The organism is Thermopirellula anaerolimosa (genome assembly GCF_054657335.1).
Window position 1 is genome coordinate 873,433 of the sequence record NZ_BAAHYX010000004.1, and the last position, 19,113, is coordinate 892,545.

Here is a 19,113-nt window from a genome sequence, read left to right on the forward strand (position 1 = left end):
CGCCACACGTCGGCTACGATGGTTTCCATTCGATGCCGCATACGCTCGATCGCTTCCGCACGACCGTGAGGGACTTTCCATGACCGCCGCCGCCCCATCCGCCTCGTCGCCTCCGCCGTTTGAAGGCAGTTTGCCTTATATTCTGCTCCTGACGGTAGTCGCCGCCCTGGGCGGCCTGCTGTTCGGCTACGATACGGCGGTGATCGCCGGCGCGATCGATTACTTGCAGGAAAAGTTCGCTCTCTCGCCCGGCATGAAGGGCTGGACGACGTCCAATATCCTGCTGGGGTGTGCGGTGGGTGCCGCATTTGCGGGGCCGCTCAGCGATGCGTTCGGCCGCAAACGAATTTTGATTCTCGCCGCCGTCCTATTCGCCATATCCGCAGTCTGGTCCGCCGTTCCCAACACGCTGACGGAATTCATCTTCGCGCGATTCCTAGGCGGCTTGGCGGTCGGCGCAGCGGCCATCGTCTCACCCCTGTACATCGCGGAAATCTCGCCGCCGCATCTTCGCGGTCGACTGGTCGCCCTCCAACAGATCGCCATCATTTCCGGGATGGTCGTGGTCTCCATCGTCAATTGGATCATCGCGCTTCAAGGTGATCACGCGTGGAACGTGGAGACGGGGTGGCGTTGGATGTTCGGGTCGGAGACGCTGCCCGCCCTACTCTTCCTCCTTTGCCTGCTGGTCGTACCCGAAAGCCCCCGCTGGTTGCTGAAGCGCGGCCGCGAAACGGACGCCCTTTATGTGCTGACGCGTCTGGGAGGCAAGCTGCGCGCGGCCTGGGAGGCTGCCGACATCCGCCGTACCATCGCCGAAGAAACCGGTCGCTTGGATGAGTTGCTCCGCCCCGGCTATCGTCGCCTGCTGGTCATCGCCGTCATCCTGGCCATCCTACAACAAGTGACCGGCATCAATGCCATCGTCTACTACACGCCGACGATTTTCCGCAGTTCGGGCAGTACCGACGCTTGGGCCTTGTTCTGGACCATCATCACCCAGGCCGTCAATTTGGGTTTCACGCTGATCGCCATTGCGATCGTGGACCGTCTGGGCCGGCGACCGCTCCTGCTGCTCACTTCCGCCGCGATGGGCGTATCGCTCGTGCTCTTGGGCGCCGCCTTCTACGCAGGACTGCCCCAACTTTGGGTGGTGGCGTTCGTCTTGCTCTACATGGCCTCCTTCGCCGTGGGAATGGGTCCCGTGGTCTGGGTGGTTCTGGCGGAAATCTTCCCCACCCGTACCCGGGGTTTGGCCATGGGAATCGCCACGGTCGCCCTATGGCTGGCGGACTTTCTTATCACGCAAACGGCACCCATGATGTACGCCGCCTGGGGACCGGCTTTCGCCTTTTGGAGCTACGCCGTGATGTGTGCGGCGTGCCTGGTCTTCGTGTCCGCATTTCTGCCCGAAACCAAAGGCAAGACGCTGGAGGAAATCGAGCGGATGTTCCTCCACCGCGAGGCCTAAACGCTCTCGGGATTCCGTGCGCAAGAGCGGCCGCCAGCACCGCCAACCGGCGGCACTGCGACCCCGAGTTCCCGAACGCCGCAGCGGCCATCTCAAGCGATCTGCGGCAACTCCGCCAAGGCCTGCCGGATGCTCTCCTGCGGCAACTCGAAATCCTCCAGTTCGCCGCTGAAATAGCGGTCGTACGACCCCAGATCGCAGATGCCGTGACCGCTGAGGTTGAAGAGGATGCACTTCTCCTCGCCGGTCTCCTTGCACTTGAGCGCCTCGATGATCGCGGCGCGCACTGCGTGGGACGTTTCGGGGGCGGGAATGACGCCTTCGGTTCGGGCGAACATCAGCGCCGTCTCGAAACACTCCCGCTGATGCAAGGCCGTCGCTTCGATCAGACCCAACTTGGCGCCGAAACTCACCATGGGCGCCATTCCGTGATAGCGGAGTCCGCCCGCGTGAATTCCCGCCGGCACGAAGCTATGGCCCAAGGTATGCATTTTCAACAGCGGCGTAAGCATGCTGGTATCGCCGAAATCGTAGCGGTATTCACCCCGCGTCAAAGAGGGACAAGCCTTGGGTTCCACGGCAACGAAGCGAATTTCCTTCCCGGCGATCTTGTGCCGCACAAAGGGAAAAGCCAAGCCTGCGAAGTTGCTTCCTCCGCCCACGCATCCGATGACCACGTCGGGAAAGTCGCCCGCCTCTTTCATCTGCTGCTCGGCCTCCAAGCCGATGACCGTCTGATGCAACATCACGTGATTCAACACGCTGCCCAGCGTGTAATGGGTGCCGTCATCCTTGAGCGCCACCTCCACGGCCTCGCTAATGGCGATCCCTAGGCTGCCGGGGCACTCGGGGTCCTTCTCCAAAATGGCGCGACCGCAATCGGTCTCCTGGGAAGGACTGGGACGCACGGACGCCCCCCACACGTGCATCATGGAGCGACGATAGGGCTTCTGGTAGAAACTGACCTTGACCATGAAGACCTTGCACTCCAGATCGAAGAAGGAGCAGGCAAAGGCCAGCGACGACCCCCATTGCCCGGCACCGGTCTCCGTGGAGAGGCAGCGAATCCCTTCCTTCTTGTTGTAATAGGCTTGGGCCACCGCGGTGTTGGGCTTATGGCTGCCCGGAGGACTGTGACTTTCGTCCTTGAAATAGATTCGGGCGGGGGTTCCCAAGGCCTTTTCCAGGTTTCGTGCGCGGACGAGCGGGGTCGGTCGCCAGATGGCGTAGATTCTGCGCACCTCCTCCGGAATCTCGATCCATCGCTCCGTGCTGATCTCCTGACGCACCAATTCCGCCGCGAAAATCCTCTCCAAATCCCGGGGATTCAGCGGTTGCTTGGTTGCCGGATGCATCGGCGGGGGAAGCGGTTCGGGAAAGTCGGCCAGCAAATTGTACCAGGCCGTCGGCAGGTCTTTTTCGCCCAACAAGATGCGTTTTTCACTCTCCGGCATGTGTCTCACCTTCCGCTACGGAATCCGAACATTGAAGGATTGGGAAGCTTCCATGCCCGCAAAACTTTCGGCTGCCGGTCTCATCGTGTCGAGATCGACGGACAAGACGATTTTCACCGGCGGCGGGAGGGTCCGACTCGCATCCTTGGTCGTCCGCCCGCATGGCCGATATCTCGGACGATGCCCCCTGTTCCGCAAACCCTTCAGCCTAATTGAACGCCCCGAGTTTGTCGATTGGGTGGCAAGCCGCCGCGAGAACCGGTGGTACCGCGACCGCAAGCAACCTCGGCCCCCAAGAGAGCGGCCTTTCGCCAAGACCGAGCGGACAAGATGGGTGGAATGGATTCCCGCCGGGGCGAATCAAACCGTCCGTTGCGGCGGCAAAGACGAACAGCAGTTTTCGCCGGGCCGTAGAATAACAGGGTTCGTTCACTTGTGCGAAAGACGGTCCTCCGTTCAAGCGAGAAAGTCCATGTCCGCAACCCGCCAAGCCCCCAAAAGCTTTCGACTCCATATCGGGATTTTCGGTCGACGGAATGCCGGAAAGTCCGCGCTCTTGAACATGTTGACCCGGCAGTACGTCTCCATTGTTTCCGACGTACCCGGGACGACGACCGACCCCGTCGAAAAACCGATGGAGATGCTGCCGCTGGGACCGGTGTTGTTCATCGACACGGCGGGCGTGGATGACGAAGGAACGCTGGGTGCCGCACGCGTCGCTCGCACCCGCCAGGTCTTGGAGCGTACTGACTTAGCACTGCTGGTGCTCGACGCCGGGCGTTGGGATGCCTTCGAGGAGCAATTGCTGACGGAATTGCGCGGCCGAGGCCTTCCGGTGATTGTGGTCTGCAACAAGTCCGATCTGGCCCCGCCTTCGCCTCAACTCGTCGCAAGACTGGAGTCCGACGGAATACCGTGGGTCCGGACCGCCGCCGCGACGGGACAAGGGCTGGAAGATGTGCGATCGGCCCTGGTCCGCTGTGTGCCGGAGGAATTCATCAATGCTCCGCCCTTGATCGCCGACCTGGTGAAACCCGGCGATACGCTAATCCTCGTCATCCCGATCGACAAGGAGGCACCCAAAGGCCGGATCATCCAACCTCAAGTCTTGGCGATACGCGAACTGCTTGATCACGGTTGCCTCGCCGTGGTGGTTCGGGACACGGAACTGAAACAGGCGCTGGACCGCTTGACGGTTCCCCCCGCCCTGGTCGTCACAGACAGCCAGGCCTTCCACCGCGTCGCCGCCGATACTCCGCAAGAAATCTCGATGACTTCGTTCTCGATCCTCATGGGCCGCCAAAAAGGCGACCTCACCCAATTCGTGGAGGGAGCTTTGGCCATCGACGACCTGCGACCGGGCGACCACGTCCTGGTGGCGGAATCCTGCTCGCACCACCCGATCGCCGACGACATCGGTCGTGAGAAGATTCCGCGATGGCTGCAAGAGTACGTCGGTGGAACGCTGCATTTTACGACCGTTCAAGGCCGCGATTTCCCCGAGGACCTCTCGCCGTACAAACTGCTTGTCCATTGCGGGGCCTGCATGTGGACCCGTCGCGAAGTCCTCAACCGTCTGCTTCGCTGCCGAGCGGCAGGCGTCCCCGTGTGCAATTACGGCGTCACCATCGCCTACACGCTGGGCCTGTTCGAAAGGGCCTTGCGACCCTTTCCCGAAGCGGAGAAGGTCTACCAAGCCGCCCAACTTCGGCGTGCCGCTTCCGTTTCGTCGCGTGCATGACGTCCGCCGAAAGGGTTGCAATAGCCCGTTACACGGTTCACCCGACTCGCGACGCCCACGACGTCCTTGCCCGACTTGCCGGGGCGACCGCTTTTCCGCCGCGTCGATTCCCGATAGCATCAACGTGATGGAGCGCGTGGCCGAGATCGGCGGCCCGCGGCAATCACCGGACTTCATGAGTCGCAGGAGACGGGCTTGGGGCGATCGGTTGTGCCCAACCGCACCCTTGCCTGGGCATTCACGCGCCGACACCTTCCTTCGCCGCCATTTTGTCGCATCGCAATCGAGCATCGAGGAGTTTTCCATGTTTTCCGGAATCGTTGAGGCCTTGGGAACGGTCGCGGACATGCTGGTCGAAGGGCCGGGCTGCCGACTCGTCGTTCGAGAGCCGCGCATCGCCGCCGAAACAAAAGTCGCCGACAGCATTGCCGTCAATGGTTGCTGTTTAACCGTCATCGACGTCGCCGGCGACACATTCGCCTTTCAGGCCGGTCCGGAAACGTTGCAGCGGACCAATTTGGGCGACCTGAAGCCGGGAAGCAAGGTCAATTTGGAACGTTCCCTCAAAGTCGGCGATCGCTTGGGGGGCCATTTCGTCACCGGCCATATCGACGACGTCGGCTACTTGGCCGATCGCCGCGACCACGGGGAATGGTCGTTCTTCCGCTTTCGCATCCCGCAACGCCTCAGCCTTCAAATGGCATCCAAAGGCTCCATCGCCGTGGACGGCGTCAGCCTTACCATCGTGGACAGCGAACCCGAAATGTTCAGCGTCGCGCTGATCCCGTACACGCTTGCAGTCACCACGCTCGGACCGCTCAAGGTCGGAGGCAAGGTCAACCTCGAAACCGACGTCCTCGCCAAGTACGTTGAGCGTCAACTTCAGGGCCTGGTCCGTCGTTCCGAAGGCTGAACCGGACCGTGCCCGCGGAGCCTCGCCTTCCATGTCCGAGACGCCCCCGCCCAACTCGCCGCGACAAACGCTGACGTTCCTTCGCGAACGCTTGGCCGCCGAAGGCATCCGCCCCAAGAACGACCTGGGTCAAAACTTCCTCATCGACTTGAACCTGCTCGACCTGCTCGTGGACACGGCGGCGGTCGGTCCCGACGATATTTGCCTGGAAGTCGGCACCGGCACGGGCAGTCTCACCGCATTGCTGGCCGACCGCGCGGACGCGGTAATCTCCGTGGAAGTCGACCCTCGCATGCACCGGTTGGCCGCCGGTTTGCTGGGAGACCGCCCCCACGTGCAACTGGTGCTCCACGACGCGCTCCGGGGCAAGAATCGCTTGCACCCGGCGCTGCTCGAAACCTTGGACAAGGTTCGCGCCGAACATCCCGACAAGCATTTCAAGCTGGTCGCGAACCTGCCGTATAACGTCGCCACCCCCTTGATCGGCAATCTATTGACCTTGGACCGCCCTCCCGAAACGTTCACGGTCACCGTGCAACGCGAGGTGGCCGAGCGACTGACGGCGCGACCGGGCACCAAGGATTACGGAGCCCTCAGCGTCTGGGTACAAAGCCAGTGCACGGCGAGCATCAAAAGGGCTTTGCCACCCCAGGTCTTTTGGCCCCGACCCAAGGTCTTTTCCGCGATTGTACACCTCGAATTTCGACCGGCATGGCGGGCAAGAATCCACGACGTCTCCTTCTTCCATCGCTTCGTCCGCGAACTGTTTCTCCATCGCCGCAAACTTCTCCGCGCCCAACTGGCGGCGGTTTCGGGCCGGCGATTGGAAAAGACCGCCGTGGACCGAATCCTGGCCGATGCCGAACTCGATCCGCTGTCCCGCGCGGAGGAATTGGGCGTGGAAGACCTGATCCGCCTGTCTTCTCGCTTTCAAGCTGCGCTGCACATACCCTCGCCCGCGGCGCGGACCGTTGACGACGCCGATTCGTCCAGACTAAGGTAGGAGTTATCCGCGGCAGGGACGATGGGTTCTATCGCTGCCGGATCGAGACAGGTGAGTTTCCCCATAGGGCACGGCGAAGCCATGCAGTTTATCGAAATGTCGGGAAGGCAATTGTTGCGTCTGGTGACGGAGGGAGGCCCCTCCCCTGAAGAGTTAGCTCAGATCGGTCTGAAAGACGACAGCGTCGTTCGCGTTAATCGGCAAGGCGATATCGAACTTCGCCGATCGGACCGCTGGGATCTGATCGGCGGCTTGATCGGAGACTTCGAGACCCGAATCAAGCGCGAGACCGGCCTCGACTGGGTCTAATCTTACGTTTACCGCTTATACAACCGAATAAGCGCTGTTTGCCCAAAAAACCAGCTTGACCCATACAACACGAAATTGGCATGTTGCCACAGATCCGGCTCGCTGCGGGCCGATGAACCCTTTAGGCAACCTTATTCCGGCGTTGCCGTGAGGGACGCGAGCTTGCGTCCGTTCTGAATCGGCTATTCCAATCCCGTTTCTTCCGCCGTCTGCGTCCACCACCGTCATAAGAGCGATTCTCTCTTCAAGCGGACGCGCTAAAACTACGCAATGAGTCGCGTTGTGGCTCTAGCGTCTTCCCGTTACAATACCGGTCGCCTGGAAGGGCTTGGTGCGCCCTCCGGGCGCAGGATCGGCGCTCAAGTTCTGTCTTCACCCCGCGATCAAGGATGGATCGTCGATGGGCACGGATGCGGCACGCTCGTTACACTCGCCCTTAGAGCAGATTCGCTTCGGACGGGATGTCTTGCTCTACGAGAGCGGTATCCTGGCCGATCTTGCCCGGCGGCTTGACCTGTCTTTTAGCCAGGCCGTGGAATTGCTCTTCGCCTGCCGGGGCTGCGTGATCGTCTCCGGCATGGGCAAGGCGGGAATCATCGGACGCAAGATCTCGGCCAGCCTGGCATCCCTGGGAACGCCCAGCCACTTCCTTCACCCCGCTGAGGCCGTCCACGGAGATTTGGGACGCATTCGTTCGGAGGATGTCTCCCTGATTCTTTCGGCAGGCGGCGAGACCGAGGAGGTGTTGCGACTCCTGCCGATTTTGAAGAATTGGGGCGTACCGATTATCGCCCTGACATGCCGGGCGGGGTCCACGTTGGCCCAGCAAGCGGACGTCACTCTCTGCCTGGGTGAAATCGAAGAGGCGGGACATTTGCGTTTGGCTCCCAGCGCATCCACCACCGCCATGCTTGCCGTGGGCGACGCCCTGGCCCTACTCCTCAGCAAACTACGAGGATTTCAAGCGGAAGACTTCGCGCGTTTCCACCCCGGCGGCAGCCTCGGTCTCCGGCTGAGCAAGGTGGAGGACCACATGCGACCGCCCGCCGAGTGCCGCACGGCGTCCGAGGACGCCACCGTGCGCGAAGTAGTGGTCGCCACACGCCGTCCCGGTCGCCGGACGGGCGCCGTCATGCTCGTTGATTCTACGGGGCGACTGACCGGACTATTCACCGACAGCGACCTCGCTCGGATTTTGGAGCGCAGAGACGAAAACGCACTGGATCGCCCGATCAAGGATTGCATGACGAAAGATCCCATTTGTGTGACCGCTGGCACCTTAATGTCGGAAGCGGTCGGCATCTTGGCGCAGCGAAAAATCAGTGAATTGCCGGTCGTGGACAGGGATCATAGGCCGGTGGGAATGATTGACATCACCGACATTATCGGCCTGTTTCCCGATCATTTGCGGGCGACGGATCGCGAGGAGCGTTCCGAACCAAACCTGCCGTCAAATCGCAAGAGGTACAAAAAGATTGGAACCGAGGAGGGGGAAAGGTGGCGAATCCGCATCCCTACCCGTGAAGGCTCGCACCCCTCCGCGGACGGCGGACCGGACCCGGACGCGGGGGCGTAAAACCGCGAATCGGGGCTTTGCGTTGACCGCGCAAACGCCCTATTACCGCCGGTGCCCCAACGTTGCAAGCAGAGTGCTGATTTGGCCTCGGCGACCAAAGTCGTTGTTCGATAGGAATCTTGGATCGCAACCCATCGCCTGCTTCGAGTGACGGGAGAGATTTTCATGGACGTCGTTGCGCGGTGCCGAAACGTCGAAATCATCCTCTGCGACGTGGACGGCGTTCTCACGGACGGACGGCTATTCTTCGACAATCAAGGGATCGAAACCAAGGCTTTTCACGTTCGCGACGGTATGGCGGCCCAACTCTGGAAGCGGGCGGGGCGACGCATGGCCTGGATTACCCAGCGGAGTTCGCAAATCGTGCGCATGCGCGCGGCTGAATCGGGCGTCGACCTTTTGCGGCAAGGCGCCGGAGACAAATTGTCGGCCGTCTTGGAGGTTTTGGCCGAATTGGGGTATTCCGTCGATCAAGCGGCCTATTTGGGCGACGACCTCCCCGACTTGCCCGTCCTCCGCGAAGTCATACTCAGCGTGGCCGTAGCGGATGCGGCGGAGGAGGTCCGTGCCGCGGCACACTACGTGACGCGAGCGCCGGGCGGAGGGGGCGCACTCCGCGAGGTGGTCGAATTGATTCTCAAGGCCGACCGTGTGTGGGAATCGGTGATTTCCGCGTACCAAGGCCGGTGGGTACCGACGGGCGAGCGATGAAGCGACGCGGGATCAGGGCCGTCATCAGCTTCGCGGCGGTCGCCGTGTGCTACACGGCGTACGCGCGGCTCATCGTCCCGCTCATCGAACCGCCCCTCGATCTCGCCGCTCGCAACCTCGGCCAACTGGAGCCTCTCTCCGATGTCATCCTCGACGCCCGGTTGGCCGAACTGGCCCCGCTGTTTCCGCGGCGTCCCGACATGCTAAAGAATGCGAAGCTCTTGGAAAGCGATCAGGTCAAACTTCTATTGCAGGATTACCGCAACCTGGGCGACGGTCGAGTCCTCATCCGGCCTTGCGTGCTGGTCATGTACCCCGATCGCGAGACCGCGGCGGGCGGTACCCAAGCCTCCAGGCAAATCATCATTTTGGAAGCCCCCGAGGGAGCGGTATTCCAATTCGATCGACCCTTTCAATTAGGCGCGGGCCGCATCGGACGCTTCGTCAGCGGCCAACTGCAAGGGGCCGTCGTCCTCCGCAGTGCAGGAGGCCAACCCGGCGAAGATACGGCCATCCGCGTCACCACGCGCGACATCACCATCACCGAGCGACGCATCTGGACCACGCAACCCGTCGAGTTCTCTTGGGGACGCAACCGCGGGAGAGGTTCCGGCATGGAACTTGTCTTCGCCGGCGGCAGCAGCCTATCGCAGGTCACGGACGCAGGCTGGCACTCGTTGGGTTTGGAGCGATTCGTCCTTCGCCACGTCGATCGCCTGCACCTGGAAACGGCCCCCTCCGGCGACGTTGCCGCGGACGCACCGGATCGCAATATCGGCGACGCCCGTCGGATTGTGGAAGCCGCATGCCGGGGACCGCTCTCCTTCTTTCCGCAACAAGGCACGCTGACGTTGCAAGAGGCCGTCGAGGTGGGATTCAGTCGCGGCGACGGACCGAGCAACCGTCTGCAATGCGACCTGCTGACCGTCTTTCTGACGAAACCGCCGCCCCGACCGTCCGCGACCAATCAAGGGACCGCGTCCCCACCCTCGTCGCCCCCCCCTTCCCCCGCGCAAGCCGCTGATTGGCAAATCGAAGGGGCGGTAGCAACGGGAAGTCCGGCCGTCGTGACGCTGGGACTTTGGAACGCCGAAATCCGCTGCGACACGCTTCGCTACGACGCGATCAGACAAGTCATTCAGGCCGAGGCCGCGGACGGCGTGCAGTTCACCCGGTCGGGCAGTCGTCTCCGCGCACCCGTCGTCAGCGCTCAATGGACGGAAGCCCCCGAAGGCCCGACGCTGTCCCGTGCCGTCGCGGAAGGCGGCGGTGAATTCCGCGTGGAACTGTCTGGGAAGTCGGGCGACTATGTCGAAGGCTCGTGGAAGAAACAATTGTCGGTCCAACGCGAGGGCGACGAGTTTGTCTCCTGGATGTCGGGCGACGTCCGCGTGGATTCATCGTGGGGCAACCTGGCCGCGAACGATTTGTGGATTTGGCTGGGCCGACTTGCCTCACCTTCGCCCGCCGCATCTGCCGCCCTCTTGCCCGATCTCTCACCGCGGCGGATGCTGGTTCGCGGCGACGTCACCCTGCGATCCCCGCGATTGGACGCCGACGTATTCGAGTTGCAGGCTTGGTTCGTGCCGCCCGCGCCAAATTCCCCAGGCGGCGAACTTTCGAAGTCGAACGGTCCCGGATCCCAATCCGCCGCCAACCTGCGGGGGTCTCCGACCGCGCCCCCGGGCCAATCGCATTACAAGACGTCGGGGCGTATCCTCCGCGCCGAACTCGCGCTGGCCCCCGCGACGGCGATCCTCAACGCCGTTTCCATGGACGGCGACGTGCGAATCGAGGAAGACGTTCTGCCTTCGCCGCAACTACTTCCCATCCGCCTGCGCGGCGAACACGTGGAATTGACGGACGTTTCGGGACCGTTCCTCACTTTGTCGATGACCGGCGGGCCCGCCGCGATGGAAGGCCGCGGCTTCGCCCTCAGCGGCAACCAAATCTTTTTCGAGCGGTCCAGGAATCTGCTGTCCGTGGCGGGTCCGGGCGGCATGCGGTTGCCTCGCACTCATGCGGGGAACTCCGGCGCGATAGGCTTCCTCGACTTGGCCTGGGAGGAGGGGATGTCGTTCGACGGTCGCATCGTCTCGGTCCGCGGAAACGTTCACGGCAATTCCCCGCCGCAGCGTATATCGGCCCGATCGCTCGAAGCACGGCTTCGCGAGACCGTTTTCCTGGGGGACTTCGACACCGCGCCCAAGCCGCAATTGGCGTCGCTCTCCGCGGACGGTGATGTGCGTCTGGAAAACGAGCGAATGGACGAACAAGGCCGCCGCACGGCGTTGGACATCCTGGATTTACCCCGCGTGGAACTCGACATGATCAGCGGGGCGGTCGAATCACCGGGACCGGGCCTGCTCCGCACCCTACGCGACCCCAACGCCATACCCGCCTCGATGCCGCCTATCCCCGCGACCGGCACCGTCGGCGCCGACGCTCAGCCAAGCCCCCCGGCGACACCGAGCGGTTCGCCCGTGCCGGTCGCTCCCTCCGGCGAAGTCACCGCCCTGTTCGTCCGCTTCCACCAAGCCCTTCGCGGCAATCTCTTACAGCGCGAGGTCACGTGCCTGGGACGCGTGACCGTGACCTATGGCTCCGCGCCGTCGTGGGAAACCACCGAATTGCCGAGCGATCCCGCGCAACTCGGACCTTCCGGCATGATTTTGGAATGCCGCGAACTGACCGCCCGGCAAATCCCCGACCCGGCAACGGGGCGACCGCACTTGGAACTCGAGGCCGTCGGAAACGTGACGGCGGAGGGCACGACGTACACCGCCCGCGCGGATCGCGCCGCCTTGAACGAATCGAAAACGCTCCTGATCTTGGAAGGCGGCGGTCAAACGGCGGCCGAACTGTTCCGGCAGGAGTACGCGGGCGGACCGGTCCAAAAAACAGCCGCAAGACGCATCTTTTACTGGTACGGCACGCGGACCGTAAAGATCGACGGCGCCCAATCCCTGGAACTGAGCGGCTTTTCCGAACCCGATCGGTTCTCGCGCTGAACAAACCGCCACACCGCCCGGGCGTCGCGCACGGCAAGATTCACGGAAGCATGCGACCGCCGGAGGAATCCCACAGCGACCGACCGGCCGAACGCGCGACCATTCCTCGCGCCACGTTCAAACCGGCCTGAAGGATCGTGTCCTCGCTCGGCGACGCAGCCTCGTTTCGGTCCGTCGCGGCGTTTTCGCGCCCCGCTCCGATGGGTCGCCACCCGTCCACGGGACGCGCCGCCTGCTGGACGAGCACGTCCGGTTCCACACCGCGATGGGCGTACGGCCGACCCTTAGGTGAATAGAACTTGGCGGTGGTCAGACGCACCCCGGCTTCCGAATTCGCCAGCGGGAAGATCCCCTGAATGGAACCTTTGCCGTAGCTGCGAGTTCCCACCACGGTCGCCCGACCGTTCTCTTGCAAGGCCCCGGCGAAAATCTCGGCGGCGCTGGCGCTCTCGCGATCCACCAAGATGACCACCGGGAATCCCCAGCGGGCCGGTCCTTGCGCCGAGTAGGTCAGATTCTCTTGCGGCACGCGACCGTTGGTGGCGACGATGATGCCTTGCGGCAAAAACCGATCGGCCGCCTCCACCGCCGCCGTCAAGAGACCGCCGGGATTCCGCCGCAAATCGATGATCAAAGATTGCATCCCCTGCCGCGTGAGTTCACCGATGGCTTCATCCATCTCCTTCGGCGTGCCGCGTTGAAAACCGACCACGCGCATGAAACCCACGGCAGCGGCGGAATCCAACATTCGCACGTCGGTAACGCTGGGGACATCGACGCGGGCACGCTCCACGCGCACCGACTTCGAGGATCCATCGGCCGCCAGCACCTCCAATTGCACTACACTTCCCTCGGGACCTTGCAGCATGTTGGCGGCCTGGTCCGTCGACATTTGGTCCAACGGTTTGCCGTCCACCGCCACAATGCGGTCGTCGGCCCGGATACCGGCTTGCTCCGCGGGACTTCGCGGAATGACCCGCACGATCAAGAGGGAGCCTGCGTCCGCCTTCAATTCCACTCCCAATCCCACAAAACGCCCCTCGATCTGCGAATAGACCTCGGAGAGTTGGCCGGGCGTCAGATAGGCGGAATAGACATCCAGGGAATTCGTAGCGCCGCACAGATACTCCAGAACGGTCGCCGAAACGGGCAAACCGATCCGCTGATGGAGTCGCCGCGCGATCTGGGCCACGAACTCGCGTGCTTCGGCCCGATTGCGAACCCAATCCGCGGACGCCGTCCGCCGCAATTCGTCGGCCAAGGCCATCGTCGCCGCAGGCTCCAGCTTCAAACCGTTGCTGGACAGAAACTTCGGTTCCAGAAGGGCCAACTCCAATTCGTGGGTACCCTGCTCGACGAGATAACGCCACCGAGGTGCTTCCACGTAATGGGACTGGATTTTCAGCAGCACTTCGTCGTACAAGCCAAGGGCGGCCGATTCGTCGATCTCGCCTATCAACGACAGAAAAGTGGGATCGCTGTAGCGTCGCGCCACGTCGTGCCGCAACCGCACTTCGTGGAAGCGGCTTTGTAGCACGGGGCTTTCGGGAAACTCGCGAAGGGCTTCCTCGTACATCCCCAACGCTTCGCCCCAGCGCGATTGTCGCTCCAACCGCAATCCTTGGTCGATGACCGATCGCACTTCCGGAGGCTCACTCTCATCGAGCGACGGAATCGGCGGCGTCGGCGATGACAGCGAGGGAGCGGCCGCCTCGGAGGAAAAGACCGGCGGTAGCGGCGGCACTGCGCCCTGCTGCCCCGCCGCTTGCCAACCGCGGGTCAAGATCAGCCCGACGGCGATCGCGATCCAGAACCGCATCCCTCGAATCCCTGTCCAAGCCGCGGTGCGTTTGCCTATCATCACGGTGTCAAATCCTTCGAGGTCACGGCGATGAATTGGGGATGAACTTGGCGTTGAATCCGGTCATGCAATGGAGGGACTGCAAACCGGCGAGAGACTTGAATCCGGGCGATCAGCGACTCATGCGTCCTTCACCGGCACGCATCATCGCGCAAGGCTAAAAGATGAACCGGGAACCGCGTGCAGTGTCCCCCGGGAATATAGCCCACGGTTCGCGCGCGGTCAAAAAAACGCCGTAAAGAATCCGCCCGAAACCTCCCCGCGATGCGTAAATCCCCACCCCATCGGATCGCTTTTCTCGGACGGCGCAAAATGTAACGGGCGGTCCCGCGCTATGGCCGCCCGGATCCGCCCGATGCTCGCGAAGGAAGAGGCCGGTCGGAGTGATGGATCGCGACCGGACGACTGCGTTTCGTCTAGACTTTGACGGGCCGCCGCTTGACGATGGACTCCGTTTGCTTGTGCGCCAAGAGCAGCGCATCCCGAGCCAGCGTGCCGTCCAAGAATTGCGACGGCGTACCGTCCTTGACACAACGAACGACCTCGGCCATTTCCGCGGCGAAATCGTCCACCGGATCGCGAGCGGGGATCTTCGGTCGCTTGACCTTGCCGTCCTCGGTCAGCACGGTCACCGGCATATTCATCCACGAATCGAAGACCAACGTGGCCTTTTCCAGATGAATCTCGTAAGCGTTCGTGAACGGTCGCCCTTGCTGCCGGATGACCCCGCTGGTCGCCGACACCGTCCATTGCGGATCGTCGTACAGGAAGTGCGAGTTGAAGAACTCGGCCACCTCGCCCCGCATCCTGCCCACGGACTGCACGCTCTTGGGCATGCCGAACAACAGACGGATGAAGTGGGCGTCGTGGATGTGGAGATCGACCGCCGGTCCGCCGCAGACGTTGGGATCATAGAAATCCTTCAGCCAAAGCGGATCCGAGATGACCCGAGTGAAATGCCCTCCCAACGGTTTGCCGTACTTGCCGCTCGTGACCGCTTCGTAGGCGAAGCGATAGGCCGCGAAAAAGGGCAAGACATGACCGATCAACAGCATCTTGCCTTTCTTCTTGGCGGTCTTGACCATCGCGTCGGCGGCGGTCGTGGTCAGGGCGATCGGCTTTTCGCAGAAAACGTGTTTACCCGCTTCCAGGCCCGCCACCGCGGCCTCGGGGTGCAACGAGGGCGGCAGGCACACGTCCACCACATCGACGTTGGGATCGGCCAAAAGCTCGTGCAAGTCGGAATACTTGGCGATACCGGAAAGGTCCATCTTGCGACCGGCAGGACCGAAATTGCCTTTGATCCCGCGCCAATCGCCCGCCAAACGCTCGGGAATCTTTTCGCAGATGGCCGTGACCTTGACGCCGCGCACCTTCTGGTACGCCAGATAGTGGATCATCCCCATGAAACCGATGCCGACGATGCCGACGCGAACCATGCGTCACCTCCTTTGCACGTGTGCACGTAACCAATCGTTTCCGGACCGAATCCCAATCGCGGGGCCTCCGCCGCATTCCTCATCCCTGGGAGGTCTTTTCCAGAACTTCCAAGAATCGCGGGTAGGCGTCATCCCAGGCGGCGGTATTGCGGGGCACGTATTCCTCCAAGGGGAAACTCTCGCGGATGACGCTGCGAGCCTGGGCGATGTCGGCGACTTCGCCCGCCGCCACGGCCTGCATCATGATGTTTCCGATGGCGGTGGCTTCGACGGGACCGGCCAAAACTCTCCGCCCGCACGCATCCGCCGCGGCCTGGCACAGAATGCGGTTCTTGGTCCCACCGCCGACGATATGGATGGTTTCCAGTCGGCGCCCCACCAAGTCCTCGCACATACCCAATACGTGCCGGAACTTCATGGCGATACTGTCCAAGGCGCAACGGAGGACCTCCCCTTCCGTGGCCGGCACCTTCCCGCCGGTGCGTTCCACGAACGTCCGAATCGCCGCCGGCATATCGGTGGGAGCCAAGAACTCGCTCGCATCGGGATTGACGAACGCCGCCAACGAAGGCGACCGCTCGGTGAGGGCGTTGAGGTCCTCCCAATCCCAGCTCTTGCCGCCTTGATTCCAAACGCGCCGGCACTCTTGAACCAGCCACAACCCGGTGATGTTCTTGAGAAGGCGAATCGTCCCGCCCACGCCGCCCTCGTTCGTAAAATTCAACTCCAGCGAGCGATCGTTGATGATCGGTTCGGGAACCTCAACGCCCATCAAGGCCCACGTCCCCAGGCTGATGTAGCACCAATCCAATTCCTTGCCCGCGGCGGGCACGGCCATCACGGCGCTGGCCGTATCGTGCGAGCCGGGCAGCACGACCTTCGCCCCCGTCAGTCCGTTTTCCGCAACCAGACTTTCCCGCAACGGACCCAAGACCGTACCCGGCGGGACGATTTCGCCCAGAATGCGCGTGGGAAGTCCGAGTTGCTCCAACAGTTCCACGGCCCAGCGTCGTTCCCGCGGATTGTAGAATTGCGTCGTGGTGGCGTCCGTGAATTCGTTGACCTTTTCGCCGGTCAGCATCCAATTGAACAGGTCGGGCATCATCAAGAGCCTTTCGGCCGCATCCAAGAGCGGCGACCGCGACGTCTTCATGGCCAAGAGTTGATACAGCGTGTTCAATTGCATGAATTGAAGACCGGTCTGGCGGAAAACCTCCTCCCGAGGCACGGTTTGGAACGCCAGTTCCATCATGCGGTCCGTGCGCCGGTCCCGATAGTGATACGGATTGCCCAACAGTTCGTCATTGCGTCCCAGCAAGCCGAAATCGACGCCCCAGGTATCGATTCCCAGGCTTGCGACGGCGGATCCGAATCGGGCCCCGGCGGCGTGCATCCCGTTGCGAATGTGCGTCCATTGGGCGAGCAGGTCCCAATACAGCCTGCCCAACACCTCCACGGGACCGTTGGGGAAGCGATACACTTCCTCCAAGCGAAGACGTCCGCCGCCCAGGGAACCAACGACGTGCCGCCCGCTGGACGCTCCCATGTCGATCGCTAAGAATGCCTTGTCGGCCATAACCAACCTCGCATCGCGACACCGTAAAGATAATCCCCTCGCCCAGCCTGCCGCCGTCGCGTCGCCGCGGCGGCGCTCGGGTCGGTCCACAACCCCTGCGGCGTAGCACTAACATAAAGAAAAGCATGCCTCCGCGAAAGCCCTACCCAATACCGCGCACGCACAATCACCCTTCAAACCGGTTGTCCGTCGCGCCGCTCGATCCCGCATTCGACGGACGACGCCGCGCCGCCTTCCAGCGGCGGCTCATCGCATGGTTTCGCCGCCATGCGCGGTCTTTTCCCTGGCGAGAAACGCGGGATCCGTATGCAATTTGGGTCAGCGAGATCATGCTCCAGCAAACCCAGACCGCCACGGTGGAGCCTTATTTTCGCCGGTTCTTGGCACGGTTTCCGGACGTGGCAACGCTCGCGAACGCCTCGCAGGATGAAGTCCTGCGATATTGGGAGGGGCTGGGTTATTATCGCCGCGCACGATCGCTGCACTCCGCGGCGCGTCGCATGGTCGAACTGCACGGCGGGCGCGTACCGGATGATCCCGAGACGTTGCAATCACTTCCCGGCATCGGACGTTACACGGCGGGGGCCATCCTCAGTTTCGCCTTCGATCGAGCGGCGGCAATCCTCGAAGCCAATAGCCGTCGCGTGCTCCGCCGCGTACTGGCCGACCCCGAACGCCCGATCGACCTGCCCGAAACGCTGCTTTGGAAGGCGGCGGAACGCCTGGTCCCCGCCCGCCACGCCGGCGTCTACAATCAGGCGCTGATGGAGTTGGGGAGCCTCATCTGCCTGGTTCGGAATCCGCGGTGCCCAAGCTGTCCGATCCGCGTCGACTGCAATGCCTACCGATTGGGTATTCAAGATCAGGTCGCCGGATCCCAAGCGGCGTCTCGAACGACCGCCGTCCATGAACTGGCGATCGCCGTCCGTCAGGGCCGAAGCGTGCTTCTGCTTCGCCGGGGCGAAGTCGGGCGATGGGCCGGGATGTGGGATTTCCCCCGCCTCGATCTTGCGCGAGAGACCGCTCACGCCGATGGGCAATCGAACCTTATCCCTACTCCGGATCGTGTGGAAGAGTCGGTCCGCCAATCGTTCGGACTATCAATCCGCCTGGGAGCGCACTTCCTCCGCTTTCGATATGCCGTGACACGATTCCGAGTCACGGTCGAGTGCTTTCTTGCAGAGGTGATGCCCCACCGGCGGAAACCGCCCAAAGTGGAGCTTTCTGGACCGGAGTGGACCGAAGCGGCTTGGCTGCAACCGTCGTCCCTGGAGCGTATTCCGCTTTCCTCGCCCGGTCGCCGTATCGCAAATGCCCTGCTCACGAAGCGGCGGACGACAACCGGTGGGACTTCGTAACGAAACTTTGATCCATCCTTTTCGACAAGGAATGCGAACGCCGCCCCGAAGCGCGGCGCAATTACCCCCAGTACGAGAGTTTGGGGATAAAGCTGAGGCAACTGGCCGTCAGTGCCTGAAAGACCCGGTCCAAGGTCTCGAAATCGCGGTCCACCGCTTGGCAAAAAAAGACGAAAGTGCCGCGATCGGTGCTCACCGCCAAGACGCGCGAAACGCACACTAGGTCCAGGTAGAAAAAGTTCATCTCGGCACCGACCATCCGCCACCCTTCCACGCTCCAGGAATACGGTTCCCACTCCAGGGAATCGTATTCCTGACGCATGGCCGTCACCGCAGCTTCTACCATCCCCTTCGGGTCGGCGTGGCGCGGATGGAGACTGACGGTCCAAAAAGCGCCGCTCGGGCTCTGGGCCGTCACCGAATGCTTCCCTTCCAGGTACCCCTCTTCTTCCACGGACCAGTTGCCCGGGTAAAGGAAGCGGATTCCGTGATGATTGAATTCCAGCAGATCGCTCACAATCGTCTCCGCCCGTCGAAAAGCACCCCCATCGGGAGGGCAAATCCGCAACCCCTCGCAGGACTGCTTCCGGCACAAAAGGCCGCCACAAGTCGCCCGGCGCGGTCGAATTTGTTTCAAAAATGAAGCTCGAAAGTCAACTAGCCGGATCGGCCATTCTATGTTACCATCCT

General features: G+C 62.4%; 14 protein-coding genes. 9 read left to right on the forward strand and 5 right to left on the reverse strand.

Annotation, left to right across the window (positions count from 1 at the left end; all coding sequences use genetic code 11):
- The first annotated feature begins 79 nt into the window (after positions 1–79).
- Positions 80–1,471 (forward strand): sugar porter family MFS transporter, encoded by a 1,392-nt coding sequence (locus ACYQ6J_RS03930; RefSeq protein ID WP_460182891.1) that lies wholly within the window; start codon positions 80–82, stop codon positions 1,469–1,471.
- Between the two features lie 92 nt (positions 1,472–1,563).
- Here the strand turns inward: ACYQ6J_RS03930 and ACYQ6J_RS03935 are convergent, their stop codons facing one another.
- A complete protein-coding gene (locus ACYQ6J_RS03935) occupies positions 1,564–2,925 on the reverse strand; it encodes a TrpB-like pyridoxal phosphate-dependent enzyme (protein WP_460182892.1) in 1,362 nt (453 codons plus the stop codon).
- A gap of 472 nt (positions 2,926–3,397) precedes the next feature.
- Between ACYQ6J_RS03935 and hydF the strand changes: the two genes are divergently transcribed.
- From hydF to ACYQ6J_RS03970, 7 genes are all read left to right on the forward strand, one after another.
- A complete protein-coding gene (hydF, locus tag ACYQ6J_RS03940; protein ID WP_460182893.1) occupies positions 3,398–4,666 on the forward strand; it encodes a [FeFe] hydrogenase H-cluster maturation GTPase HydF in 1,269 nt (422 codons plus the stop codon).
- A gap of 304 nt (positions 4,667–4,970) precedes the next feature.
- The gene (locus ACYQ6J_RS03945) at positions 4,971–5,579 is read left to right on the forward strand and encodes a riboflavin synthase (protein ID WP_460182894.1); all 609 of its coding nucleotides are present in this window, start codon (positions 4,971–4,973) and stop codon (positions 5,577–5,579) included.
- Positions 5,580–5,610: 31 nt separating this feature from the next.
- Positions 5,611–6,582: a 16S rRNA (adenine(1518)-N(6)/adenine(1519)-N(6))-dimethyltransferase RsmA gene (rsmA, locus tag ACYQ6J_RS03950; protein WP_460182895.1), complete on the forward strand. Its 972-nt coding sequence runs from the start codon at positions 5,611–5,613 to the stop codon at positions 6,580–6,582.
- Between the two features lie 51 nt (positions 6,583–6,633).
- Positions 6,634–6,891, forward strand: a complete 258-nt coding sequence (locus tag ACYQ6J_RS03955) for a hypothetical protein (RefSeq protein WP_460182896.1) — start codon at positions 6,634–6,636, stop codon at positions 6,889–6,891.
- Positions 6,892–7,291: 400 nt separating this feature from the next.
- Positions 7,292–8,467, forward strand: a complete 1,176-nt coding sequence (locus ACYQ6J_RS03960; protein ID WP_460182897.1) for a KpsF/GutQ family sugar-phosphate isomerase — start codon at positions 7,292–7,294, stop codon at positions 8,465–8,467.
- A gap of 165 nt (positions 8,468–8,632) precedes the next feature.
- Positions 8,633–9,178 carry a KdsC family phosphatase gene (locus ACYQ6J_RS03965; protein ID WP_460182898.1) on the forward strand — a complete coding sequence of 182 codons (546 nt, stop codon included), beginning with the start codon at positions 8,633–8,635 and terminating at the stop codon, positions 9,176–9,178.
- Positions 9,175–12,189: a hypothetical protein gene (locus ACYQ6J_RS03970; RefSeq protein WP_460182899.1), complete on the forward strand. Its 3,015-nt coding sequence runs from the start codon at positions 9,175–9,177 to the stop codon at positions 12,187–12,189. Before ACYQ6J_RS03965 ends, ACYQ6J_RS03970 begins: the two co-directional genes overlap by 4 nt.
- Before the next feature lie 40 nt (positions 12,190–12,229).
- Here ACYQ6J_RS03970 and ACYQ6J_RS03975 read toward each other — a convergent pair whose 3' ends face one another.
- The 3 genes from ACYQ6J_RS03975 to ACYQ6J_RS03985 form a co-directional block, all read right to left on the reverse strand.
- Positions 12,230–14,008 (reverse strand): S41 family peptidase, encoded by a 1,779-nt coding sequence (locus tag ACYQ6J_RS03975; RefSeq protein ID WP_460182900.1) that lies wholly within the window; start codon positions 14,006–14,008, stop codon positions 12,230–12,232.
- A gap of 458 nt (positions 14,009–14,466) precedes the next feature.
- Positions 14,467–15,489, reverse strand: coding sequence for a Gfo/Idh/MocA family protein (locus tag ACYQ6J_RS03980; RefSeq protein WP_460182901.1), 1,023 nt, complete (start codon positions 15,487–15,489; stop codon positions 14,467–14,469).
- A gap of 79 nt (positions 15,490–15,568) precedes the next feature.
- Positions 15,569–17,065 carry a rhamnulokinase gene (locus ACYQ6J_RS03985; protein ID WP_460182902.1) on the reverse strand — a complete coding sequence of 499 codons (1,497 nt, stop codon included), beginning with the start codon at positions 17,063–17,065 and terminating at the stop codon, positions 15,569–15,571.
- A 248-nt stretch (positions 17,066–17,313) separates the two neighbouring features.
- On the opposite strand from ACYQ6J_RS03985, the gene ACYQ6J_RS03990 reads away from it, so the two are divergent.
- The gene (locus ACYQ6J_RS03990) at positions 17,314–18,423 is read left to right on the forward strand and encodes an A/G-specific adenine glycosylase (RefSeq protein ID WP_460183307.1); all 1,110 of its coding nucleotides are present in this window, start codon (positions 17,314–17,316) and stop codon (positions 18,421–18,423) included.
- 61 nt (positions 18,424–18,484) lie between these two features.
- On the opposite strand, the gene ACYQ6J_RS03995 is transcribed toward ACYQ6J_RS03990, so the two are convergent.
- Entirely contained in the window at positions 18,485–18,940 is a 456-nt protein-coding gene (locus ACYQ6J_RS03995; protein ID WP_460182903.1) for a hypothetical protein, read from the reverse strand.
- Positions 18,941–19,113 lie beyond the last annotated feature (173 nt).